We start from the raw sequence: 24208 nt of genomic DNA, 5'->3' as shown, positions 1-24208 counted from the left end.
GGTGCCCTAACGGTAATATGGTGCCGAGCCACCGAAGGAAGTTATTTCGCATACGCTCTGCTGCAGCTTCGCCAGCATGGCCAGCGATTTCGGCTTCGCCGAACTGAAAACCGAAGGCAGACTTGATCGCGAGGCCCGTTGCATCAAGCAGTGCTGCATTGGTATTGACGACGTCTTGGGGGTTGCAGCCGACGAGGTCGATGCAGCACTTCCGGCCTTGTTGGATCGGCAGCCAGCCGTTCGGCTCGAATCGGCCGATCTAAGGGGAGCAAACCCCATTCGATCCGCGGACAGCTGGCCTGATAGGGTAAATTTGGCCCCAACCGTGTCTCCGATGTCTTTACTACTTCGTAGAAGTATGGACATGTGGTGTCTCAGTGAGCGTCCCTTCTGCTGGTCCGGGTTGAGACAGGGGAACGGCCTGACAGCGATGGATGAACGACGGCGGGAGCTAGATTGGGTGAGCAAACTGGTTTGGTAGGTGAACTGGGCACGCGTTTTGGACTAGGCGGCAACAAATTATCTGCGAGTATTACGGAGTGGTCCAAACCGTCAGAGGCATTTACCTTGATATTTATGAGTCGCGCTCCGTGAGCGGAAAAAGCGTTGGACTACAGTTGGAGCTGAAGCATTGCCTCGGACAAATCAGGTTCGGACCGGGACTTACTCGAATGCAAGTCGGCGAGGCTATGTGCATAGACCAACTTCGCGTAACTGCGCTGATCGAAGGCAAAACCCAGAGACTCTCAAACGATCAACTTTTGAAAACACTAAGTGCTTTCGAAGACGACCTCGAGGCGCTCATCACAACAGCAAGAGCCAAACGAGGTTTTTTTCGTGTCGCGCTGGCGTCCGAAGCATGAACATCGAAACCATTTATCTGGGGAAATTTGCATGGAGCTAGACCGCTTGAACACATCATTAGTATCCACCATCGATTACGTCCAAAGTGACGAAAGCGGGGTCAAGCCTATGCAAGGCGATGAGATGTCAGGATTTGCCTCTTTCGATAGGCAAGTCCGAAGCAGCCAATTTGGGCGTCAGGAGTAGGTCGCAATGGACGTCTTCGATCTCGACCACACGTTGGTTGAAGATTACGCAAGATTTGCCCGGTCGTTTACTAAGATTCGCGCGCCCGATATTCAAAAGCAGGTTGAACAAATCTACGAGAGCCGCCGATTTTGGCCAGAACCACTCGTGAGTATCAACCCTCATTTCGAGCGTGATGTGACGGTTGCCGATCTCGTAATAGACGGCTCTCTCCATCAAGAGACTGGCCGAATTTTTCGGCTTCCTGGTGAACCGTTCACGCTGTTCAGACATCAGGCCCAAGCCTTGGCTAAGGCGAATGCCCGTCAGAGCTTTGTTGTCACTACCGGCACCGGCTCTGGCAAATCCCTCTGTTTCTTTCTACCAATCATCGACGCTGCGGTCCGTGCTCGTGCCGCCGGAGAGCCTCAGCGAACCCGCGCGATTATCATCTATCCTATGAATGCACTCGCCAACAGTCAGCTCGAAGAACTGAAAAAGTTCGTTGGCCAGTCCGGGATCAACCCCCGGTTATGTCCAACATTCGCGCGCTATACGGGCCAGGAAGACGACACAGAACGGCAAGAAATTCGGGAGACCAAGCCTGACATTCTGCTGACTAATTTTATGATGCTCGAGCTTCTAATGACGCGCCAAAACGCGCTTGACCAAGCCGTAATCACAAATGCGGATGGCTTGGACTTCGTTGTTCTCGATGAGTTGCACACGTATCGCGGTCGTCAGGGCGCGGACGTCGCGATGTTGGTTCGGCGCCTCAAGGATCGACTGTGCCGTGAGAAGGATCCGATCTGTATCGGTACGTCAGCCACGATGGCGAGCAACGACTCTGCAACCGATCCCGCAGACGCCGTTGCCCTGGTTGCTTCGCGACTGTTCGGGACCAAGGTCGCGAGTAATGCCGTAATTGGCGAGAGCCTTGCGCGCGCAACAGACCCTTCGAAAAATCTCGCGTCGATTTCGAGTTCGCTTCGGCGCGCAGTCGAAGGACCTATTCAAAACTCTATTTCGGATGCAGAACTCCGGTCCCATCCTCTCGCAATCTGGATCGAACTGGAAATAGGGCTTGAAGACGGTCAAAGACTGACGCGTCGTTCGCCAATCACTCTTGCTTGCGCTGCCGAACGGCTTGCGCAGCAAACGGGCTGTGACATCAGCCTCTGTCGCTCACAACTCAAGGCCATGCTGATCGCCATGAGCCGTCCAGTCAGCGAACGTGGCGGTAGCGGAGATCGCGCGTTTTTGGCGTTCAAAGTGCACCAATTTATCTCTGGTGCTGGTCGTCTTTACGCAACCATACGCGAGCCAGGTAGACGTCGCGTGACCCTCGAGGGGCAGCTTTTCGACCCGGAGGATCCCTCCGCGCGTCTTTACTCAACTTTTTTTTGCCGAAACTGCGGTCAAGAGTACCATCCAGTTATCCTGACGGAGCAGACCGGCACTCAACAATTGGTGCCCCGGTCAATAGACGAAACGCCTATACTAGACGAGGATCATCTAAACCAGGCGGGCTATCTCTTGCCCATTGATGCACAAGACCAAGAGTTTGCGTTCGATGGCTCGCCAGAACAATTCCCAGAGGATTGGATAGATACCGCTGGACGCGTCAAAAGTAATCTGCGTCCCTTCCAGCCTCAGCATTTTACGTTGGATGAAGGCGGCATCATTGGAGGTAAAGGACGAGATGCGTGGTTCATCCCCGGTAAGTTTCGCTTCTGTTTAACTTGCAAGGACCAGCCACCGGGTCAGGCTCGCGAAATCAATAAGCTAGCAGGTCTGTCGGGGGAAGGTCGTAGTTCAGCAACTACGCTGCTTGTCTCAAGCGCTCTCCGCTGGATGAATACGCCCGGCAGTATGGTCAAGGCGGATAGGCGAAAGCTTCTGGGTTTCACTGATAACAGGCAAGATGCTGCCCTCCAGGCCGGCCACTTCAACGACTTCCTCTTTGTAACGTTGCTTCGTGCAGCAATTCTTGCCGCCGTCATCGGAGCGGGACCGGAGGGTCTGGGTGAGGACGAGTTTGGTCGGCGAGTCCAAGCCGCACTTGGTTTTGTATCCACCAATCGGGTTCGTCGTGCTGAATGGATGGTGGACCCAGACATCAAAGGCGCCGGTCAAATCGAATCTGATCGCACTTTAGCGCGCGTGCTTACCCACCGAGTTTGGACCGATCAGCGGCGTGGATGGCGGTTCACAAATCCAAATCTTGAGGAATTAGGGCTGGTCCGCGCCGAGTATGTTTCTCTTGACGACTTGGCTCAAGACGAGGAGGCATTCGCCAACGCGCCGCCGGAGTTGAAAACTGCGGATCCGACCACGCGCAGACATGCCCTTCACATCGTATTGGACGCGCTGCGACGGGGGCTTGCTGTCACCGCGAATGCCCTGGACCCCGGGACAGTTGAGGCGATTGCCAATGCGGCGCGGCAGAGCCTGCGTGAACCGTGGTCGATTTCCCAGCAGGAGGTCCCTCGTGTTGCGGCCGCCCTGATCATTGATGCGCCAAAAAGGGCTGAGGCCGGTATTCGAGGGGAGAGTCTCATCGTCCGCGGAGGTTCCCGTAGCAGTTTGGCCCGACAACTTGGCCATGCTCGCGTGTGGGGCAAGCGTCTCGACGGAAAGACCTATCTCTCTGTCTTGCGGGCTCTCCTAGAAGCCGCAGAAGAGTATCAATTGGTCCGAAGCGTCACGACCAGCTTTGACGTGGACGGATGGCAATTGGCCGCAAATGCCGTTCGGCTTTTGCCCGCGCAAGGTCGAACTGACGGACGCGAGCCAAACCCGTACTTCGTCAGCCTGTACCGCTCGTTGGCTGAGGCTCTCGCGGCCGGCGGCGACGGACTTTTCGGGATTGAGGGAAGGGCCCACACGGCTCAAGTCGACCAGGCGCAGCGCGAATGGCGTGAATGGCGGTTCAGGTGGGGCGCTGAAGATCAAGCCAAGATCGCCGCAGAAAAGGACGCGATGCGGCAGGCCGGAGAACCCGCCGCCTTCCTGCCGGCACTCTTTTGCTCACCGACCATGGAGCTTGGTGTCGACATCTCAGCGCTTAACGCTGTTTATCTGCGCAACGTGCCGCCGACGCCGGCCAACTACGCCCAGCGATCCGGGCGGGCGGGAAGATCGGGTCAGGCAGCCCTTGTGGTGACCTACTGCGCCGCGCAAAGCCCGCATGACCAATACTATTTCGAAGATCCGAGCAGGATGGTCAGCGGCTATGTCCGCCCGCCTGCTATTGATCTTGCTAACCGCGATCTGGTCGAAGCCCATCTGCATGCCGTTTGGCTAGCCGAGACTGGCAGGGAGTTGAAGGCGGATATCCCACATGTCCTTGATCTCGCTGACGAGAATCTTCCGGTCCAAGATGACCTCATAGAGGCTATCACGACACCCGATTTGACGGCGCGAGCTGCCAGAGGAATGGAGCGCATCCTGGCAAGCATAGCGCCCGAACTGAGCGCGACCGCTGCGCCATGGGCGGAAGATCGGCAAGCCTTTGCGACCACCACTGCATTTAACGCGTCGCGTCGCTTCTCGGAAGCATTCGACCGGTGGCGCCAGCTTTATCGTGGTGCGCGGACCCAACTTATCGAGGCTAATCGCAAGTCGGAGACCCATGGGATCTCCGCAAGCGAACGTAAGGACGCCAAGATCCAGCAGGCCCAGGCCAATGAGCAATTGGCGCTGCTCGAACGCGGCAACTCAAGTGGCAACTCAGATTTCTACACATATCGATATTTGGCCACTGAAGGATTCCTGCCCGGATACAATTTTCCTCGGCTGCCACTTTATGCATTCGTGCCAGCTGTCGGCGGTGGTGGCCCAAAGGCCGCCTACCTTCAGCGTGCACGATTTCTCGCGATCTCCGAATTCGGTCCAGGCAGTCTGATCTACCATGAGGGACGCGCCTACCGTGTAGTGAAGGTCAAGTTGCCCCCGGGAGTTCGTAATAACGAAGGCGGTCGCCTCGTCACGGGTGCGATATATGTTTGCGATTCGTGTGGCGCTGGTCATGAGCAAGTCGAGCCAGAACGATGCCATGCGTGTGGAGAGCCCATGAGTGGTGTCCATCCAATCCGCAATGTCTTGCGGATCGACAACGTTGAAACGACGCCAGCTGAAAGAATTACGGCCAATGACGAAGACCGCCAACGAAGAGGCTTCGATATTCAAACGATCTTCGCATGGCCCCGCCGTAACGGAATTATCGACGTGAGTTCAGCGATCGCCGGTGATTCCGCTGGACCGATCCTCCATCTTGACTACGCCTCTCGAGCGACAATTAGTCGGCTCAATAAGGGCCTCCGTCGGCGGAGAGAGAAAAGCATCTTGGGCTTTGGGATTGACCCGGCGACTGGCCGTTGGATCGGAGGTCTGCTCAATGACGATGCCGATGAGACGCCCGAAGGGCCGATCAAGCAGCGCATCGTGCCCATCGTGCAGGATAACAAGAACGCCGCGCTCCTTCGGTTGGCAGGCGAGCCGCTGGAGCCTGCGGCGATGACCACCTTACAGCACGCATTGGCGCGTGGACTCGAGCTGGTATTCCAGCTTGAGGAAGGTGAGCTGCTGACCGAACCGGTCCCTTCTCGCGACGGTCGGCACGCAATCCTCGCCTTCGAGGCAACAGAAGGAGGGGCTGGAGTTCTCGGTCGAGTCGCCAGCGAACCCCACACGCTTGGCCATGTCGCGAAAGCCGCCCTTGAGCTCATGCATTACCGAAACCTGGATGATGCGATCGCGGCGTTAGATCCCAACATTCTCACCACCGATCCCAACGCAGCCTGCGTGAGAGGCTGCTATCGTTGCCTACTGTCCTATTACAACCAGCCCGACCATGAGCTGATCGACCGCACGAACCGTGAGGCCGTCGGCGCGCTTCTGCGACTTGCCTGCAGCGAAGTCTCGTCTGTCGCCCCAACGGATCACGCTACGACGGAGGACGATTGGATCGCGGCGTTCCGGCGTTGGAACCTTCCAATACCAAATGACACTCCACTCGTAATCGATGGTCACACGCTGCGGTTTGTCTGGTCCGAACACCGGGTTGCGGCTGCGCCGGCACCGCTAACAGCAGCCGCCCGCGAAGCCGCCGACAACTTGGGTTTTGCTACAGTTGAGCTACCCTCCGCCCCTGGCGCGACGGCGCCGGTTGATCTTCTAAAGCTGTTGGGACCCGCCTTATGAGCGCCAGCTTCTCGCCCGGCGACCTCGTTTTTGCGCGTGGGCGCGAATGGGTAGCTCTCCCGTCACCTGATCCCGAGACGCTCTGCCTACGCCCTCTTTCAGGTTCGGAATCTGATGTGCAAATCCTTATCCCGACCTTAGAGCGCGAGCCGGTAAGACCCGCCCAGTTTGGTATCCCCGAACCGACTGAGATGGCCACCCAGGATGGCGCCCGTCTGTTGTCGGAAGCCCTCCGCCTATCGCTACGGCGCGGCGCTGGACCCTTCCGCTCCGCCGCACGGGTTGGCTTCGAGCCACGCGCCTATCAGCTGGTCCCCCTGCTGATGGCCCTTCGGCTTCCCATCATACGCCTTCTGATCGCCGACGATGTCGGCATCGGCAAGACCATCGAAGCGGGCCTAGTGCTGCGCGAACTGATGGACCGCGGTGAGGTTGATCGCTTCTCGGTGCTATGCCCTCCGCATTTGGTCGAGCAGTGGATCGAGGAGCTGCGCGACAAATTCGACATCGACGCCGCCGCCGTGACCGCCGCCTCGGCCTCGCGCCTTGAGCGCGGCCTTCCTGCATCACAGACGCTGTTCGATGCCAACCCCTACACGGTGGTGAGCCTTGACTACATCAAGGCGGATCGACGCCGCGAAACCTTTGCCCGGGTTTGCCCCCGTCTGGTCATCGTGGACGAGGCTCATGCCTGCATCGGCACACATCAAGGTCGCCAACAACGCTTTGAGTTGCTGAAGCGACTCGCCGATGATGCGGAGCGTCATCTTCTGCTCCTGACCGCGACGCCGCACAGCGGCGACGAAGATGCGTTTGATCGTCTGCTCGGTTTGCTGGGCCCCGGCCTCGGCACTGGGGCTCTTGAAGATGAGGCCTCCCGCATCCGCCTCTCCCGCCACTTCGTCCAGCGTCGCCGCATCGACATCACCGGCCGCGCCAAAGGCGAAAATGAGTGGGGCGAAGACCGCGTCTTTCCCCGCCACGAGACCAAGGAAAGCCCGTATTCCTTCAACGCAGAGCATAACGCCTTCCACGACGCCGTGCTCGACTACTGCCTTGGCGTTGTCGATGGCGCAGGGCCGGACCTGCGCCATCGCCGTCTTGCCTTCTGGGGCACGCTGGCGCTCATGCGCTGCGTCGGATCGTCCCCGGCGGCCGCCGCCAGCGCGCTGCGCAACCGCCTTGCCGCCGATCCCGACCGGCTTGCCGAACAGGTCTTCGATGATGAGGCGGACGCGGTGGACATCGAGCCTGCCTCGGGCCTTGACGAACACGGGCCGTTGGCATCGCTCGTAGGCCAGGCTGAGCGCCTGGCGAAGGCTGCGGACCCGAAGCTCAATGCGATGATCAATGAATTGCGCCCGTTACTCGCCGAGGGTGCCAACCCTGTGGTGTTCTGCCGCTTCATCGCCACCGCCGACCACATGGCTGCGGCGCTGCGCCGCGCCTTTCCGCGTCTGCGGATCGAGGCCGTCACCGGGGCACTGACAGCCGAGGAACGCCGCGCCCGTGTCGAGGACATGGGGGAGGCTGAGCAGCGCCTGCTGGTCGCCACCGACTGCCTCTCGGAGGGCATCAACCTTCAATCCCTCTTCGACACCGTCATCCATTACGACCTGTCCTGGAACCCGACGCGCCATCAGCAACGCGAGGGCCGCGTCGATCGCTTCGGCCAACCCGCGAAACTGGTCCGCTCGATCCTGCTCTACTCCCCCGACAGCGCGATCGACGGTGCGGTGTTGGATGTGATCCTCCGCAAGGCCGAGCGCATCCGCAAAGCTACCGGAATCACCGTCCCGTTGCCGGAGGACCGCGGCGCGGTGACCGGCGCGCTGATGAACGCCGTGCTGCTGCGCAAGGGCCGCACCCGCCAGCTCAGTCTCGACCTCGATTTCGGGGCGGATGCCGCGTCCATGGAAACGCGCTGGCGTGACGCCGAGGAAGGCGAACGCCGCTCGCGTGCCCGCTTCGCACAGAACGCCCTTAAGCCCGAGGACGTCGCCCCTGAGTGGCAGCGCTGGCGCGATCTGCTCGGCGGGCCGAACGAGGTCCGCCGCTTCGTCGAACGGGCCATGAGCCGCCTCGATGCTCCGCTCGATCCCGTCCGACAGAACCTAGTCCGTGCCCATCTCGGAGCCCTGCCCACCACGATCCGCGAACGGCTGGCCGCGCGCGGCATGGAGGGGTCGATCCGCCTGTCCTTCGATGAACCGCCGGCTTCTGCTGCAGAAATGGTAACGCGGACACACAAGCTGCCGGCAACGCTGGCGGAATCCCTACTCGAAGGAGCGCTGGATCCGTCCGCCGCCGCACTGCCCGCGCTCGGCCGCACCGGCGCTTGGCCGACCGATCAGGTCCGCACTGTCACCACGGTGCTGCTGCTGCGCCTGCGCTTCAAGCTCACGGTGCATGGCAGGCGCGAACGTCTGCTGCTGGTGGAGGAAGCAGGCACGCTCGCGCTGGAAGCGAACCGTGACGCACCGAGCCTCGCGGGGGAAGCGGCGCGTGCGCTGCTCGCGCATCCGGCCAGCGGAGATCTCGCACCGATCGCGCGCGACCGGCTGCTGACCCAGGCGCGCGACCGCGTGCGCACCGTACTCCCGACCACGATCGCAGACTATGCGCGGGAACGCGCCCGAGAACTCGCCGACGACCACGCCCGCGTGCGAAGCGCCGCCGGTGCACCCCGCGTCCATGTCGAACCTGTCTTACCGCCAGACGTGATCGGCCTCTACGTGCTGTTGCCGGGGAAGGTCTGATCCATGGCTCGTTCGCCCCGCGCCCGCACGCCGCGCGCTCTCACCCTGGGTCTCGACGCCATCACCGTCGAGGGATCGCTCATCGCACCGGCCATGCTGGCCCAAATCGCCGCACAGCCGGACGACGACGCCACGCGGACCGCCTACCGTATCCCCAAGGGCCTTTCGCTCCGCGACGAGATTGCCCGCTCCTTTCGCATCGGCCAGGCGCTGTTCAGCGATCTAACCGCCAGCCCCACCACTTTCGCAGCCAAGACCATCGCCTTCGCCGAATCCTTCCTGCGCGACGTGCTGGGCTTCACCGACATCACCCGCCCCGGCACGTCTCCTATGGGCACGCGCACGCGGGAAGATCGGGTCTTCGCCGTCACGCTCGAAGCCCTCGGCGGGCGGGTTCCCGTCGTGGTCGTCCCACCCTCGGACGATCTCGACCGACCAAGCACGCATCTACCCGGCGATCATCGCCGCCGCTCGTGCGCCTCAGCCCTGCAGGACTGGCTGAACGCTAACGACGACGCCGTCTGGGGCCTCGCCACCAACGGCGAGCGATTGCGGCTGCTGCGCGACAACGCCAGCCTCACCCGCCCGGCCTATATCGAGGCCGACCTTAAGCGCATCTTCGAGGGCGAGGCCTTCGCTGACTTCACAGCACTTTGGCTACTGCTGCACGCGCAATGCTTCGGGCATCCGGGCAACCCACCCTTCGACAGCAAGCTGGAACACTGGCGCGAGGCCGGAAGCAAGGAAGGCACCGCAGCGCGGGAGCGGTTGCGCGAAGGCGTGGAGGCCGCCCTGTTGGCGCTCGGCACCGGATTTCTGGCCGATCCCGCCAACGCAGATCTGCGTGACCGGCTGCGCACCGGCACGCTGCCGCTGCCCAACTTCTTCGGCCAGTTGCTGCGCCTGATCTATCGGCTAATCTTCCTGCTCACCGCCGAGGACCGCGACCTTCTCCATCCGTCCGGCACCGCGCTCGGTCCCCGCAAGCTCTATGCGGACGGCTATTCGCTCTCCCGCCTGCGCGACCGCGCCATTCGCCGATCCGCTTGGGACCGCTACCACGACGCCTGGGAGGGGCTGCTCATCACCTTTGCTGCCCTGGCGCGCGGCGAGCCGCTTCTCGGCCTGCCAGCACTGGATGGGCTATTCGCGCCGAGCACCATGCCGGACCTTGACGCGCTGCACCTGTCCAACCGCGCGCTGCTGGAGGCGATCTACCGCCTCGCCTGGCTGCGCAACGACGGCGCGCTGGTACCTGTGAACTGGCGGGACATGGAAACCGAGGAACTCGGCTCGGTCTATGAATCGCTCCTCGAACTCACCCCGCGCTTGACTGATGACGCACGCGCGATGACCTTCGCCGAAGGCACCGAGCAAAGAGGCAACGCGCGCAAGACCACCGGCAGCTACTACACGCCCGATACGCTGGTACAAACCCTGCTCGATTCTGCGCTCGACCCGGTGCTCGACCGAGTGGAAGCCGAGGCAGAAAACCCCGCCGCCGCCCTGCTCGGCGTCACCGTCATTGATCCCGCCTGCGGCTCCGGCCATTTTCTCCTCGCGGCGGGGCGGCGCATCGCCACACGGTTGGCCCACGCCCGCTCAGACGGCGTCGCCTCGGCCGAAGATTTTCGCCACGCCCTACGCGATGTGGCCCGATCCTCTCTGTTCGGCGTTGACCGCAATCCCATGGCGGTTGAGCTCACCAAGGTGGCGCTTTGGATTGAAACCGTCGATCCCGGTAAACCGCTCGGCTTCCTTGATGCCAATCTCCGGGTTGGCGACTCCCTGCTCGGAATATTCAACCTCGAAGCACTCAATGACGGCATTCCCGCCGCCGCCTACAAGCCGCTGACCGGCGACGACAAAGAAACCGCAAAACACTACACCGCCCGCAACAACAGCGAGCAAATCGGCCAAGGTCGGCTTGATCTGTTCGCAGGCGGCGGCACCATGCCCCTGCCGCCTCTGGCGCGCATGCTCGAGACCATCCGCCATTTACCTGAGGACACACCAGACCAAATCGCGGCAAAACGCAGTGCCTTCGAAACAACCCGGCAAAGCCCGGAAAACCATGCCTTCCACGTCGCTGCCGATCTTTTCGTCGCCGCTTTTTTGCTCCCGAAAACCGGCGGCGTGCCAACGGCGCATGACGGCGCGACAATTCCAACCACCGATCATGTGCGCCAGGCTCTAGCCGGGCGGCAAGTCGCGCCCACGCTCCAGGCCCGTGCCATGGATAGCGCAGCCAAAGCTCGCGCCTTCCACTGGCCGCTGGAGTTTCCCGATGTTTTCGCCGCAGGTGGGTTTGACGTGGTGTTGGGCAATCCGCCCTGGGAACGCATCAAACTCCAAGAGCAGGAATTCTTCGCAGCACTAGACCCCGAAATTGCCACCGCACCGAACGCCGCCGCGCGCGGTCGGCTAATCGCGGCGCTTGCCAAGGCCGAGCCAGGCACGCGCGAGTTCGCGCTGCATGAGGCGTTCCAAATGGCCAAGCGTCTTGCCGAGGCATCCTCAGTCTTCGCGCGCGAAGGCGGGCGCTTCCCGCTGACTGGGCGCGGCGACGTAAACACCTATGCCTTATTCGCGGAACATTTCGCCAGTCTGGTAAGCCCGCGTGGTCGCGCCGGGGTGATTGTGCCCACGGGTCTCATCACAGACTACACGACGAGCGCGTTCTTTTCATCGCTGACCGAGCGCAATCGTCTGATCCGCTCTCTTGCTTTCGACAACCAGAAAAAAATTTTCCCGGGCATCCATTCAGACACGCCGTTTACGCTCCTTACATTCGGCGCCGCCGAGACAAATCCAGAGTTTGCGGCCTACATCCTTGAAATCGGGCACCTGACGGATCCCGAACGGAGGTATTGTCTTTCGCCTTCCGACATTGCGCGGATCAACCCCAACACCAAAACTGCCCCAGTTTTTCGCGCCCGAGCCGATGCCGCATTAACGGCGAAAATCTATGGCCGCGTGCCGGTGCTCATCGACGAGGCCAAGGGAGCCGCCGGAAACCCCTGGCGCATGTCGTTTGCGCGCCTGTTCGATATGTCTAATGACAGCCAGTTATTCAAAACGGCAGCACAGCTACAGGAATTAGGTTTCGAGCGCGCGGGCGTGGATAGGCAGCGCGGCGCGGCGCGCTGCAGACCGCTCTATGAAGCCAAGATGATCCACCAGTTTGATCATCGCTGGGCCACCTATAACGGCACCGACAGCCGCGACGCGACCCAGGCTGAAAAGCAGAACCCCGATTTCGAGCCAGTTCCGCGCTACTGGGTGCCCGAAGCCGAAATCGCCGACCGCCTGCGCAGCAAAAACTGGGCGCGAGGTTGGCTGATGGGCTGGCGGGACATCACCAACGCGACGAACGAACGCACAGTGATCGCGACGGCATTTCCGAGGGCGGGTGTGGGAAACAAGATTCCACTTATTTTTCCCGGTTCACAGTTCTCGCCACGATTGGTCACCGCGTTGGTGGGAAACCTATCATCTCTGGCGCTTGACTTTGCGGCACGGCAGAAGGTGGGCGGCACCACGCTCAATTTCTTCATTCTGTTCCAATTCCCCGTCCTCCCGCCAACTGTCTATACCGAAACCGACCTCGCCTTCATCGTCCCGCGCGTGCTGGAACTCACCTACACCAGCCACGCCATGACGCCCTTCGCCCGCGATCTCGGCTACGGAGCAAAACCTTTCGCCTGGGACGAGGAGCGCCGGAGCAAAATCCGCGCCGAGCTAGACGCCTTCTACGCCCGCGCCTACGGCCTCACCCGCGACGAACTGCGCTACATCCTCGACCCCGAAGACGCGATGGGCCAAGGCTATCCCTCCGAAACCTTCCGCGTGCTAAAAAAGAACGAAATCGCCCGCCACGGCGAATACCGCACCGCCCGCCTCGTGCTGGCGGCGTGGGACGCTATGGAACGTAATCAAATCGTGTAAGGATTTCTCCCATGCTCACATCCCTCCGCATTCAGAATTTCAAATCTTGGGGCGACACCGGCACGATTCGTCTCGCGCCGCTGACAGTCATTTTTGGCGCCAACAGCGCGGGCAAAAGCAGTCTCGGCCACTTGCTGCTCGCACTGAAACAGACCGCCTTGTCCAGTGACCGTCGCCGCGCGCTCAACCTCGGTGATCCAACCACGTTGATCGATCTCGGGACCTTCGCCGACTGTATTCACGGGCATGATGTTTCGAAAATTCTGGACTTTGATCTCGAATGGAAGTTACCCAAGTCTCTGGAAATCCGCGACGCGGTGAAGCTCAAGCAGCTCTATTCAGGTGACGTCTTGGCACTTCATGCAAGCCTTGCCGCCGACTCAAAAACTGGTCAACCCAGAACGAAATCTGTTCAATATCGCCTCAAATCCGGCAGCAATGAGGTATTGAGCGCCGAGGTTTCAGGCGTGAGCGGTGGTAAGTTTGAATTGACCGCGTTACATCTTACCTTGGTGAAAGCGCAGGGACGTGCCTGGCCGTTGGAAGAACCTGAAAAATTTTACCGCCTTTCAGAACGGAGCATCGCCCGGTTTCAGAACGCGGATTTCATGGCCGATTTCGCACTGGAAACCGAAGCCATGCTGCGCAGCATTTCGTATCTTGGACCACTGCGCCAGCCTCCCGCGCGGATGTATCAATGGTCCGGTGACACGCCGGATGATGTTGGACAACGCGGCGAACATGCCATCGCTGCGATTTTAGCGGCGGAAGGTGAGAAAACAAAGCTTAATCGAGGCCCGAGGAAACCGCTTATGGGGTTTGCGGAATTCATCGCCTCGTGGCTGAAGGATTTGGGAATTATAAGCAGCTTTACCGTCCGGCCGGTGGCAGAGGGGCGCAAGGAATATGAAGTGCTTCTAACAACCCAGGCAAGCGCACCTGAAGTAAAACTCACAGACGTCGGTTTTGGGGTTTCGCAAGTTCTACCCGCATTGGTGCAGGCATTTTATTGTCCTGCTGGTTCGACAGTGTGGATGGAACAACCAGAGATACATTTACATCCGCGCGTTCAGGCCGAGCTTGCTGACGTGTTCATTTCCGCAGTGCAAGCGCGTGAAGCCGGCAAACCGCGCCATGTTCAGTTGATTGTTGAAAGCCACTCAGAGCATTTTCTCAACAGGCTCCAACGCCGGATTGCCGAGGAAACGATTAAGCCGGAAGATGTTTCTATCTATTTTGCGCGCCGCAAAGGTGCCAGCACTGAATTACAGCCGCTACGGCTCAACAAATTCGGCGATATCGAGAATTGGCCGGAGAATTTTTTCGGCGATGAAATGGCAGACCTTACCGCCCGCACCGTTGCCGCCGCGCGGCGCCGCCAGAAAGAGAATTCTAAATGAGTATCGTGGTTGTGGATACCAACGTCGTCCTAGTTGCCAATGGCCAGCATCAGGATGTCTCCGACCAATGCGTTGTAAACTGCGCTGAAAGATTACAGGCGGTCATGCAGCAAGGGCGGCTCGCACTGGATGATTGCTTCCGTATCCTTTTAGAATATCAGAATAAAACGACTCCAAAAAACGGCAATCGCCCCGGTGATGCCTTTGTGAAATGGGCCTTGCAGAACAACGCGAATACGCTTCGGGTGGAGTGTGTTAAATTGGAGGACCACGCCGACCGGGCTTTCGTGACCTTTCCCGACGACCGAGATCTCGAAAAGTTCGACCCGCCCGATCGCAAATTCGTTGCGGTCGCAAGTGCACACCCTGAAGAGCCGCCAATTCTGCAAGCGGCGGACTCAAAATGGCTCGGTTTGGCAAGCGCTCTAAAACGTCACTCTATCACGGTGGATTTCTTGTGCCATGACGACATCAAGCGTTTCCGGGCCAACAAGTCTAAGCCATGACGGACTTCTTCCGGTTTCCACATACCCCACATCTCGCCTGGCTCGATACTGGCAAGCCGCGGGATGACAAGGTGCTAGCGCCGACGGAGGCCAACTCACTGCTAGCAGGAGAAGTCATCGTGGAGGAGAAGCTCGATGGTGCCAACCTTGGCGTGTCGGGTGATCCCTCCGGCCAGCTGCGCCTGCAGAACCGTGGTGAATACCTGATCCCGCCCTTCCTCGGGCAATTTTCCAGAGCGGCTGCCTGGATAGCTTGCCATGAAAACGACTTGGCCCCGCTACTCGGAAACACGCTGATCCTGTTCGGCGAGTGGTGCGCCGCCCGCCATTCCGTCGTCTATGATCATCTGCCGGACTGGTTCGTCGCCTTCGACATTTATGATCGGACAGCCGGAAAGTTTTGGAGCACGCAGCGTCGCGATGCCTGGGCGGCGGCGCTGGACCTTGCGGTCGCGCCGGTGCTTGCGCGGCGGCGAATGACGCTGGCCGAGCTGAAGTCGCTGGTCATGGCCGACACCAGCCGGTTCGGCACCACGCCGTTGGAGGGCGTGATCGTCCGGCGGGAGGGCCCAGCGTTCCTCGAACAGCGCGCCAAGCTGGTGCGGCCGGACTTCACACAGGCGATCGGGGAACACTGGCGCAGCCGCCGCATCGAATGGAACGCCTTAGCGCACGCATGATTGCGCCCGAAGACCCGCCAAGCTTCATCATTCGCACCGAAGCGCAGAAAGCCGCCGCAGATAACGGCTTTCGGCTGCCGCGCGGCGGAGAAAATGGCTGGTTGCGCTTCGGTTCCACCACCGCCCAAGGCGATGTCTGGATTGCCGGGGCTTCGCCAACCGGGCCCTGGCTCCTCGCGCTCGACCGTGCGGAGGTCGCGGCGGAGATCGGGGCGGCTGAGACCGCGCTCGCCACCGGGCCGGGGGCGGCGATATTCGTCTTCGACACACTGCCACCTCTCTACGCAGCCCTCGATCGCGCCTACCGCCTCTCGGTCAGCTTGCCGAACGCACCGCTCATGCGGTTCGAGGTGGTCGCAGAAAACCTGCCTCGGACCACCGAGGCTGAGCGGCTCGTGATCCAGCGCGTCGGCCAGGATGTGTTCCGTCAAGCCCTGATGGCTTATTGGGGCGGTCGCTGCCCCCTCACGGGCATCACCGACCCAGCACTTCTGCGCGCCTCGCACATCATCCCGTGGGCTGAATGCGAAACCGACGCCGAACGCCTCGACGTCCACAATGGCCTCCTCCTCTCAGCCCTCTGGGACGCCGCATTCGACCGTGCGCTCGTGACGTTTAACGACCATGGAGAACCCGAATTTTCGCCGGACCTCAGCGATCAAGCGCGCGCAGAACTTCGCTGGAGCACCCCAATAGCCTTAACCGATAATCACCGCCGACGGCTTACTCGCCATCGAGAGCGAGCCCGAGCCGAAAAATTTCAAACGGGGCAATAAGCACGGCTTTGCCGACCAAAGCTTAGCGCCGACAAGACGGGTCGTTCACCAGCGTATGACTTTTAGAATCGGCCAGAAACCCCGCCTAAATTACGATTCCCTATCCGGCGATTTTCCTTTGAATGCTTACAAAGTGCTTACACGAGAGCCTGAAAAGGACACTGTAAGCAGAGTGGGTCCCAAAGGACCGCTCTTAAACCACTGATTTCCTTGGGAAAATCTGGAGCGGGCGATGGGATTCGAACCCACGACCCCAACCTTGGCAAGGTTGTGCTCTACCCCTGAGCTACGCCCGCTCGGTGCGTGAGAGCGGCATACTGCGACCCGCGCGCGATTGCAAGCGGGGGGATCATCGCTTATTTCAGGTGCAACTCTGCCAGCCCACCGCCGGGGGGTCGTGCGCGCGCGCTTGCCCTTGCGTTCTGGGGTTTGCGCATCATCTCCCGGTCAACGAGATTGGATTTTTCTCATGGAACTGCTCGATACCAATAGCGCCCCGGCCAATACTGGCGTCATTATGGATGGCGATCAAACCACCTTCATCAAGGATGTGATCGAGGCCTCGCGCCGTATGCCGGTCCTGGTGGATTTCTGGGCCAGCTGGTGCGGCCCCTGCAAAACCCTCACCCCCACGCTGGAAAAAGTCGTCCGCGCCGCCGGTGGCAAGGTGCGGCTGGTTAAAATCGATGTTGATCGCAATCGTGCTTTGGTCGAGCAGCTCGCCGGGCTGGGCTTGCCGATGCAATCGATTCCCACCGTCGCCGCGTTTTGGCAGGGCCAGATTGCCGATCTATTTCAGGGCGCGCTGCCGGAGAGCGAGGTCCGCCGTTTTGTCGAGACGTTGATGAAATTGGCCGGCACCGCCGCCCCGGCTGCCGATCTGATCACCGAAGCCAAAACTGCCTTCGAGGCGGGTGATTTTGAACAGGCGGCTGGCCTGTTCGAGGCGGCCCTTGAAGAAGATTCCGAGAAACCCGAAGCCTGGGCCGGCCTCGCTCGAAGCTTTCTTGGGATGGGCGATCAGGCCGCCGCCGAGCACGCGCTGGGCCGGGTTCCAGCCAAATTGGCCGATCACGCCGAAATCACCGGCGCGCGTTCCGCCTTGGCGCTCGCCCGCGAAGGTCAGGCCGCCATCGGCGCGCGTCAGGCGCTCGAACAGCGCCTCACCGCCGACCCGAACGATCACGAAGCGCGATACGAACTCGCTAGCGCTCTGAACGCCGCCGGCGAGCGCGAAGCCGCCGCCGAGGCTCTGCTGACCATTCTGCGCAAACAGCGTGGCTGGAATGACGGTGCCGCACGATTGCAACTGCTCAAGCTCTTCGAAAGCTGGGGCCTGGAAGACCCGGTGACCATTGCGGCCCGGCGCAAACTATCAACATTGCTGTTTAGCTGATCGTATCTGGCATGACTGATGATGAAGCCGTCGCGATTGAACTCCCCGAAATTTTCCCGGTATTCCCGCTGAATGGCGCGTTGCTGCTGCCGCGCGGGCGTTTGCCGCTGAATATTTTCGAGCCGCGCTACCTCGCGATGGTGGATGATGCGCTGGGGGCGGGCCGGATGTTCGGCATGATCCAGTCCGATCCGAAAAAACCCGCCGTCAGCAATGGTCCGGGCCTTTATCGCATTGGCTGTCTTGGCCGCCTCTCCGCCTTTAGCGAAACCGATGATGGCCGCTATCTGATCACCCTTACCGGCATGATCCGCTTCACTGTCATTGATGAATTGCCCCTGAAAAACGGCTACCGGCGCATTCGCGCCGAGTTTGGCGGGTTCGCCGATGATTTGCTCCCGGTAGAGGACCGGCAAGACCTGATCGATCGCGCGCCGATCATCGCGGCCTTGCAGCCCTATTTCGCCGCCGTCGATATCGATGCGAACTGGGAAGCCATCCATGCGATGTCGGACGAAGATTTACTGATCACCCTCGCGATGGCCTGCCCATTCAGCCCACCCGAAAAGCAAGCCCTCCTTGAAGCCGAGGACATCAACGCCCGCGCCGAAGTGTTGCTCGCCTTGCTTGAAATCAACGCGCATCAACCACGCATGTAATCGCCTTCAAACGCCGTCAAAACGAAGCCGCGCCATCGCCAGACTATCGATGAATTGGCCATCGCGAAACACATCACCGCGCAACCGGCCCTCAATCTCAAAGCCAAATTTCCGATAAAGTGCAATCGCGCGCGCATTATCGGCATTGACAGTGAGCGCGACTCGCTTCAGCCCAAGCCACCGATCCGCCACATCCAGCAACGCGGTCATCAGCGCAGAGCCAACCCCCGTGCCAACATGATTGTCATGCACGAATATGACCAACGAGGCCGCATGCGCGGTTCGCTCGCGCCCCGGCATCAGGATCGCAAGTCCAATCACCTCAGAGTCGCGCTCGGCGAGGATTGTTTTGAAGGTCGGCTCGGTGCCCCAGCTTTCGACGAAGGCGGTGCTGATAAATGGGGTTCGCAGCGTGCCGAACTGCACACCGGGTAAGTTCATTAAAGCCGCAATCGCGGCGGCATCGCTTTTTTCACGCGCGCGGAGCACCAAATCAGTCATCAGAGCTTTCCTGACATCCATGAGCTTGTTATCGAACAGATCAAATAGCAAGGAGCGAAAAGATGAGCGAATCCTCAATCGAGGCTGTCCTCGCGACGATCGATGCAAACCTCGATGACGCGCGCGCCCGTTGGTTCGAGCTCCTGCGTATCCCTTCGATCAGTGCTCAGCCCGCGCATAAGCCCGACTGCCTGCGCGCCGCGCAATTTTTATGCGATCAACTCGCGGGACTCGGCTTTGAGGCGCGGCTATCGCCCACCGAAGGCTTGCCCGGCGTGATCGCGACCCATCATCACGCCGGCGCCAACGCGCCGCGCGTATTGTGGTATGGCCATTATGACGTGCAACCCGCTGACCCGTTCGAGCTTTGGCATGCGGACCCGTTCGATCCGCAACTGGTGGATGGCCCCCATGGCCCACGCGTGGTCGCACGTGGCGCCGTTGATGATAAGGGCCAGGTGATGATGGTGCTCGAAGCGATCCGCGCCACCTTGAACACCACTGGCAAGCTGCCGGTTAACCTCACCGTTTTGCTCGAAGGCGAGGAAGAATGTGGTAGCCCGTCGCTGGACGCCATGCTGCATGCCGAACGGCATAATCTCGCTGCCGATTTCGTCTTGGTCGCGGATACTAATATGTGGAATATCGACACCCCGGCGATCACCACCTCGCTGCGCGGTCTTGCCGCGATTGAATTGACGCTCCATGGCCCCAACCGCGATTTACATTCGGGTTTGTTCGGCGGCCCGGCCCTCAACCCGATTCGGGCGCTGACCCATGTGCTCGGCGAGCTGTTCGATGAGCATGGCCATATTCGCATCCCCGGCTTTTACGATAGCATCACCGAAATACCCGCTGATATGCTGGATTCATGGCGCCGCACCGGCTTTGATGAGGCGGCGTGGCTGAACGCGATCGGCCTCACCCAGGCCAGCGGCGAGCGCGGCTTGTCGGTGCTGGAGCAAAATTGGGCGCGCCCGACGGCGGAAATCAACGGGATTTTCGGGGGCTACCAGGGGGCGGGGAGCAAAACCGTGATCCCGGCTCAAGCGGGTGCCAAACTCACCTTCCGGCTGGTGCCCGGTCAAGACCCGGCCCAGGTGATCGAAGGATTCAAACAATTCGTCAATGCCCGCTTGCTGCCCGATGCCCGCGCAGAATTCACCGTGTTTGGCGCATCAGCCGGGCTGATGGTGCCCATCGATGCTCCCTATGTCCGCGCTGCCCGTCATGCGCTGGAGGCCGAATTCGGGGTTCCGCCAGTGCTCGCGGGCTGTGGGGCTTCGATCCCGGTGGTTGAGGCCTTTGAACGTCAACTCGGCCTGCGCACCCTGCTCGTTGGGTTTGGCCTTGATGATGATTGTATTCACTCGCCGAACGAAAAATTCGAGATGCGCTGCTTTCATCGCGGCATGCGTGCCGAGGCTCGGATGCTGGCAGCCTTCGCCGGTGACTGAGGGGCTGCACGTGATCAACCTCACCGGCGCTGCTGGCGGGCCGTTCAATTTTTCTCTCCCCCCCGGAACCGCCATGGCGATCACCGGCCCCTCTGGTGCGGGCAAATCGGTTTTGCTTCGCATGATCGCTGATCTTGATCCGCATCAGGGCACGGTGCGGCTCAACGGCATCGACCGTGCGAGCCAACCGGCGCCGGTTTGGCGGCGGCGGGTTGCCTATCTCGCTGCCGAACCGGGCTGGTGGCACGAGCAAGCCAGCGCGCATTTTCCGCACCGCGAACAGGCCGAAATTCTGATGCCGGCTTTGGCGCTCGCTCCCGCGTTACTCGATCAGCCGGTGCATCGGCTCTCCACCGGCGAGCGCATGCGCCTGGCTTTGATCCGCACGCTGCTCAATCAGCCAGCGGTTCTGCTGCTTGATGAACCGACCGGCGCGCTCGACCCGCACAGCACCACGCTCGTTGAATCGGTGCTGGCCGAGCGGCTGCGCCAGGGCCTGATTCTGATCCTGGTGACGCATGATACCGATCAAGCGGGCCGCCTCGGCGCGGAACGCTGGCATCTTGACGCGGGCCGCCTGACCCCGATCACCCCCTGATCGCGCTGGCGCTCTGGAGCTATCATTATGAACCCGATTTTACTCACACCGCTTGATTTGCTGATCGCGGCTTCGCTGGTCCTGATCGACGCCGTGGTGTCGATCCAGCTTGGCTTGCGGTTGCACCGGCAATTGATTGTCGCGGCGATCCGCTGCACGGTGCAGTTGCTGCTGGTCGGTTATTTGCTCCGCTTCGTGTTTCGGATCGATACCCCAGTGCTGACCCTGGGACTGATCTTGCTGATGGTCGCGATTGCCGGGCGGGAAGTTGCGGCGCGACCGGAGAAAAAACTGGCCCGCTATGGTAATCAAATCGCCGGGCTCTCCGCCGTTGCTTTGGCGACTTTTGTGACCGCGACTTTCGCGCTCGCGACGGCGCTGCGCCCGCATCCGTGGTTCTCGGCACGCTACGCCATTCCCCTCGCCGGCATTATGCTTGGTAATGCGCTCAACGCCGCATCCCTCTCGCTCGATGCGCTGCTCTCGGGGGTTCTGCGCGAGCGGGCCGCGATTGAGGCGCAATTGGCCCTTGGTGTGCGGTTTCGCGACGCGACCAAACCGCTGATCCGCACGGCGGTGCGCCGGGGCATTCTGCCGGTGATCAATGTGATGTCAGCCGCCGGGATCGTGACGCTCCCCGGTATCATGACCGGGCAAATTCTGGCGGGGCTTTCGCCGATTGAGGCGGTCAAATACCAAATCCTGCTGATGTTTCTCCTTGCCGGTGCGAATGGCATCGCCGCTGTTGGCAGTGCCTATTTCGCGATGGCCCGCCTGACCGATGCGCGCGAAAGGCTCCGGGTTGATTTTCTCTCCTGACCTTTTTGCTCACAAAATTACTTTGTAAAGCAAAGTGATTTGTGTCTATGGTGTCGCACCTAAAGGAGCACATCATGAACATCTCGCCGCAAGACGCCGAACAATCTCTCGCCGCCATCGCAACGGCCAACCAGGAAAGCCAAACGCGTCGAGGCTATCGCAAAGCCGCTCCCTACATTATCGGGTGGGGAGTTACCTGGGCCATTGGCTATACGGGCACCTCAGCTCTGTCCCCGTCCCAGTCGAATAAACTTTGGCTGGCGCTGATCCTGATCATGATTGGTTTCAGCGGCGTGATAATGCGCTGGCAATCTGGGCATAAACTTGGCTGGGGCAGGATTGCGCTGTTCACCGCCGTCCCAAGTGCCGCCCTGATTCTCCTGGTCAATCTCATTGTCAATGTCTTTGACATTCACAGCGCAACGACGATCGCCGCCCTGTTCATTCTCATTGTCGCTGCCGCCTATGCCGTCACCGGCTTGAAATATGGCCGCCGTTATACTCAACTTGGAGTCGCTTTAGCTTTGCTTACCGCATTAGGCCTTTGGCTCTTGCCGCCGCCGCTCAAAATCATTGTGTTGTTCTTCGACGCTGCGTGCCTACTGCTGGTTGGACTCTGGTTCCGGAGCGCGTGACCCATGGCAGATTTTGCAGGACCGCCGGATGAGATCATTCACCAAATCATCCGTCTGAAAATTATGGCGGCCCTGGCTGCCTTGCCCGCGCCGGAAATGCTCGAATTCATCCGCCTACGTGCCATTGTTCAAGCAAGCGACGGTAATCTGGCCACCCATCTGAATACGCTGGAGCATGCGGGCTACATCGCCATCAGTAAAGATTTCAACGGCAAAAAACCCCGCACCCGCATCAGCATCACCCCAACCGGCCGCGCCGCCCTCCAGCGCCATACCGGCTATTTGCGTGCCATCATTGATGGCACGGCCATCGATGAACCAACTCCCGACCAACAGGCAAGTGAGGCGCCATGCTGAAGCAATCCGATCGCCTGCGCGGCGTGAGTCTATTGATCGAGATCTTGGTCAATATACTGCTCCCTTACCTTATTTATGTTGAAACCAAACCGTCGCTCGATGATGTGCATGCATTGATGGCCTCCTCTCTGCCGCCAATCCTGTGGAGCATGATCGAGTTTGCCCGCAAACGTCGCGTCGATGCCATTTCCATCATGGTCATTACCGGCATCATTCTCTCGCTCCTCGCCTTTATCGGCGGTGGTTCGGTGCGATTCCTACAGCTGCGCGAAAATCTCGTCTCGGGCTTGGTCGCCATCGTTTTTCTGGGTTCCGTCGTGATCGACAAGCCGCTCATTTTCACCTTCGCCCGCGCCACCATGGCCCGCCGCTCGCACGAGCAAGCCGATGAATTCGCCGCCTTGCAGGTCCATGCTGGATTCCGCGCCACCATGCGACTGATGACGCTTGTTTGGGGTTTCGGCCTACTCGCCTCCGCCGCACTCTCGATCATTCTGGTCTATCGCCTGTCGATCCGCCATTATCTGCTGGTGAGCCCGTTTCTCAGCTATGGCACCTTTGGCGCACTCGGCCTCTGGTCCTTCTGGTATGGGCGCTACCGTCGCCGCCAACATTAGCTACCAAAGCGGCGGTCGCGGCGTTGGAAGGCGCGGATGGCGCGCAGGTAATCGATGCGGCGGAGCATGGGCCAATTAACGTCGCAGAAATAGAGTTCGCTATGCACGCTTTGCCAGAGCATGAAGCCGGACAGGCGAATTTCGCCGCTAGTTCGGATGATCAAATCGGGGTCGGGCATGTCGGCGCGGTAGAGATGGCGCCCGATGGCCTCTTGGGTGAATTGGGCGGCGGCTTCGGCGGTGGATAATCCGCGATGGGCGCAATCGAGCAGGAAGGCGCGGCCAGCATCGGCGATTTCTTCGCGGCCACCATAGCCGATGGCCAGGGTGACGGCGATTTGATCATTGCCGCGCGTGGCGGCTTCGGCTTTGTCGATCGCATCGAGCAAGGCGGGGGGCAGCAAATCACGCCGGCCCATGGCGGCGATGTGAACGCCGCGACGATGAATATGCGGATCGGCGGCGAGTGCGCGCATTTTGGATTCGACCGCGCCGAAAATGCCGCCGATCTCCGCGTCTGAACGGCGCAGATTATCGGGAGAAAAAACCCAGAGCGTGACCCGGCGCACGCCGAGATCCACGCTCCAGGCCAAAATGTCATCGAGCTTAGCCGCGCCGCGCTGATAGATCAGGTCCGGGTCACGCAGGCCGGTTTCGCGGGCGTGGCGGCGGTTGCCATCGAGGATGATGCCAATATGGCCGGGCATCGGCTGGGCGCGGACTTGGCGCTCAAGCTGGCGCTCATAGAGGCCATAGACCAGTCGCCACGCGAGGTCAGGGAGAAATCGACCGGGGCGGCGCGGTGGCGCGGGTTCGATCGGGGGCGTTGGTGGTGGAGCCGACATTAGGCTGTTCTGCCCCAATCA

Annotated in this window: 17 protein-coding genes and 1 tRNA gene; 15 read left to right on the top strand and 3 right to left on the bottom strand. The window is 60.5% G+C overall.

Annotation, left to right across the window (positions count from 1 at the left end):
* Positions 1-1056: 1056 nt before the first annotated feature.
* The 7 genes from ACYUCQ_RS05335 to ACYUCQ_RS05305 all read left to right on the top strand — a co-directional run bounded on the left by ACYUCQ_RS05335 (position 1057) and on the right by ACYUCQ_RS05305 (position 16303).
* Positions 1057-6234 (top strand): DEAD/DEAH box helicase, encoded by a 5178-nt coding sequence (locus ACYUCQ_RS05335; RefSeq protein ID WP_460253464.1) that lies wholly within the window; start codon positions 1057-1059, stop codon positions 6232-6234.
* Between the two features lie 191 nt (positions 6235-6425).
* The gene (locus ACYUCQ_RS05330) at positions 6426-8993 is read left to right on the top strand and encodes a helicase-related protein (RefSeq protein WP_460253463.1); all 2568 of its coding nucleotides are present in this window, start codon (positions 6426-6428) and stop codon (positions 8991-8993) included.
* A gap of 3 nt (positions 8994-8996) precedes the next feature.
* Positions 8997-12941, top strand: a complete 3945-nt coding sequence (locus ACYUCQ_RS05325) for an Eco57I restriction-modification methylase domain-containing protein (RefSeq protein ID WP_460253462.1) — start codon at positions 8997-8999, stop codon at positions 12939-12941.
* 11 nt (positions 12942-12952) lie between these two features.
* Positions 12953-14341: an AAA family ATPase gene (locus ACYUCQ_RS05320; protein ID WP_460253461.1), complete on the top strand. Its 1389-nt coding sequence runs from the start codon at positions 12953-12955 to the stop codon at positions 14339-14341.
* The gene (locus ACYUCQ_RS05315; protein WP_460253460.1) at positions 14338-14847 is read left to right on the top strand and encodes a hypothetical protein; all 510 of its coding nucleotides are present in this window, start codon (positions 14338-14340) and stop codon (positions 14845-14847) included. The genes ACYUCQ_RS05320 and ACYUCQ_RS05315 overlap by 4 nt, the downstream gene beginning before the upstream one ends.
* Entirely contained in the window at positions 14844-15527 is a 684-nt protein-coding gene (locus ACYUCQ_RS05310; RefSeq protein ID WP_460253459.1) for an RNA ligase family protein, read from the top strand. Before ACYUCQ_RS05315 ends, ACYUCQ_RS05310 begins: the two co-directional genes overlap by 4 nt.
* Entirely contained in the window at positions 15524-16303 is a 780-nt protein-coding gene (locus ACYUCQ_RS05305) for an HNH endonuclease (protein ID WP_460253458.1), read from the top strand. Before ACYUCQ_RS05310 ends, ACYUCQ_RS05305 begins: the two co-directional genes overlap by 4 nt.
* Positions 16304-16524: 221 nt before the next feature.
* Here the strand turns inward: ACYUCQ_RS05305 and ACYUCQ_RS05300 are convergent.
* Positions 16525-16599, bottom strand: a tRNA-Gly gene (locus tag ACYUCQ_RS05300).
* 173 nt (positions 16600-16772) lie between these two features.
* Between ACYUCQ_RS05300 and ACYUCQ_RS05295 the strand changes: the two genes are divergently transcribed.
* Both ACYUCQ_RS05295 and ACYUCQ_RS05290 read left to right on the top strand, forming a co-directional pair.
* The gene (locus ACYUCQ_RS05295; RefSeq protein WP_460253457.1) at positions 16773-17699 is read left to right on the top strand and encodes a tetratricopeptide repeat protein; all 927 of its coding nucleotides are present in this window, start codon (positions 16773-16775) and stop codon (positions 17697-17699) included.
* Positions 17700-17710: 11 nt separating this feature from the next.
* Complete coding sequence (locus ACYUCQ_RS05290; RefSeq protein ID WP_460253456.1) at positions 17711-18358, top strand: LON peptidase substrate-binding domain-containing protein; 648 nt, start codon at positions 17711-17713, stop codon at positions 18356-18358.
* Between the two features lie 6 nt (positions 18359-18364).
* Here ACYUCQ_RS05290 and ACYUCQ_RS05285 read toward each other — a convergent pair whose 3' ends face one another.
* Positions 18365-18880, bottom strand: a complete 516-nt coding sequence (locus tag ACYUCQ_RS05285) for a GNAT family N-acetyltransferase (protein ID WP_460253455.1) — start codon at positions 18878-18880, stop codon at positions 18365-18367.
* Between the two features lie 41 nt (positions 18881-18921).
* Between ACYUCQ_RS05285 and ACYUCQ_RS05280 the strand changes: the two genes are divergently transcribed.
* From ACYUCQ_RS05280 to ACYUCQ_RS05255, 6 genes are all read left to right on the top strand, one after another.
* Entirely contained in the window at positions 18922-20316 is a 1395-nt protein-coding gene (locus tag ACYUCQ_RS05280; RefSeq protein WP_460253454.1) for a dipeptidase, read from the top strand.
* Entirely contained in the window at positions 20309-20914 is a 606-nt protein-coding gene (locus tag ACYUCQ_RS05275; RefSeq protein WP_460253453.1) for an ABC transporter ATP-binding protein, read from the top strand. The genes ACYUCQ_RS05280 and ACYUCQ_RS05275 overlap by 8 nt, the downstream gene beginning before the upstream one ends.
* A gap of 27 nt (positions 20915-20941) precedes the next feature.
* Entirely contained in the window at positions 20942-21733 is a 792-nt protein-coding gene (locus ACYUCQ_RS05270; protein WP_460253452.1) for an ABC transporter permease, read from the top strand.
* Positions 21734-21807: 74 nt separating this feature from the next.
* Positions 21808-22368: a hypothetical protein gene (locus tag ACYUCQ_RS05265; protein WP_460253451.1), complete on the top strand. Its 561-nt coding sequence runs from the start codon at positions 21808-21810 to the stop codon at positions 22366-22368.
* A gap of 3 nt (positions 22369-22371) precedes the next feature.
* Entirely contained in the window at positions 22372-22725 is a 354-nt protein-coding gene (locus ACYUCQ_RS05260; protein ID WP_460253450.1) for a winged helix-turn-helix domain-containing protein, read from the top strand.
* Positions 22719-23342, top strand: coding sequence for a VC0807 family protein (locus tag ACYUCQ_RS05255; RefSeq protein WP_460253449.1), 624 nt, complete (start codon positions 22719-22721; stop codon positions 23340-23342). Before ACYUCQ_RS05260 ends, ACYUCQ_RS05255 begins: the two co-directional genes overlap by 7 nt.
* On the opposite strand, the gene uppS is transcribed toward ACYUCQ_RS05255, so the two are convergent.
* Entirely contained in the window at positions 23339-24187 is an 849-nt protein-coding gene (gene uppS / locus ACYUCQ_RS05250) for a polyprenyl diphosphate synthase (protein WP_460253448.1), read from the bottom strand. The genes ACYUCQ_RS05255 and uppS overlap by 4 nt on opposite strands.
* Between the last annotated feature and the right edge of the window lie 21 nt (positions 24188-24208).

The organism is Acidiphilium sp. MT5 (assembly GCF_054767495.1).
This window is presented reverse-complemented; position numbering and strand designations above follow the sequence as displayed.

Excerpts from the sequence above, each read along its gene's own strand:
- ACYUCQ_RS05265 (WP_460253451.1), top strand. The coding sequence starts at position 21,808 with ATGAACATCTCGCCGCAAGACGCCGAACAATCTCTCGCCGCCATCGCA.
- ACYUCQ_RS05290 (WP_460253456.1), top strand. The coding sequence starts at position 17,711 with ATGACTGATGATGAAGCCGTCGCGATTGAACTCCCCGAAATTTTCCCG.
- ACYUCQ_RS05315 (WP_460253460.1), top strand. The coding sequence starts at position 14,338 with ATGAGTATCGTGGTTGTGGATACCAACGTCGTCCTAGTTGCCAATGGC.
- ACYUCQ_RS05320 (WP_460253461.1), top strand. The coding sequence starts at position 12,953 with ATGCTCACATCCCTCCGCATTCAGAATTTCAAATCTTGGGGCGACACC.
- ACYUCQ_RS05310 (WP_460253459.1), top strand. The coding sequence starts at position 14,844 with ATGACGGACTTCTTCCGGTTTCCACATACCCCACATCTCGCCTGGCTC.
- ACYUCQ_RS05260 (WP_460253450.1), top strand. The coding sequence starts at position 22,372 with ATGGCAGATTTTGCAGGACCGCCGGATGAGATCATTCACCAAATCATC.
- ACYUCQ_RS05270 (WP_460253452.1), top strand. The coding sequence starts at position 20,942 with ATGAACCCGATTTTACTCACACCGCTTGATTTGCTGATCGCGGCTTCG.
- ACYUCQ_RS05335 (WP_460253464.1), top strand. The coding sequence starts at position 1,057 with ATGGACGTCTTCGATCTCGACCACACGTTGGTTGAAGATTACGCAAGA.
- ACYUCQ_RS05280 (WP_460253454.1), top strand. The coding sequence starts at position 18,922 with ATGAGCGAATCCTCAATCGAGGCTGTCCTCGCGACGATCGATGCAAAC.
- ACYUCQ_RS05295 (WP_460253457.1), top strand. The coding sequence starts at position 16,773 with ATGGAACTGCTCGATACCAATAGCGCCCCGGCCAATACTGGCGTCATT.
- ACYUCQ_RS05305 (WP_460253458.1), top strand. The coding sequence starts at position 15,524 with ATGATTGCGCCCGAAGACCCGCCAAGCTTCATCATTCGCACCGAAGCG.
- ACYUCQ_RS05255 (WP_460253449.1), top strand. The coding sequence starts at position 22,719 with ATGCTGAAGCAATCCGATCGCCTGCGCGGCGTGAGTCTATTGATCGAG.
- ACYUCQ_RS05285 (WP_460253455.1), bottom strand. The coding sequence starts at position 18,880 with ATGGATGTCAGGAAAGCTCTGATGACTGATTTGGTGCTCCGCGCGCGT.
- ACYUCQ_RS05330 (WP_460253463.1), top strand. The coding sequence starts at position 6,426 with ATGGCCACCCAGGATGGCGCCCGTCTGTTGTCGGAAGCCCTCCGCCTA.
- ACYUCQ_RS05325 (WP_460253462.1), top strand. The coding sequence starts at position 8,997 with ATGGCTCGTTCGCCCCGCGCCCGCACGCCGCGCGCTCTCACCCTGGGT.
- uppS (WP_460253448.1), bottom strand. The coding sequence starts at position 24,187 with ATGTCGGCTCCACCACCAACGCCCCCGATCGAACCCGCGCCACCGCGC.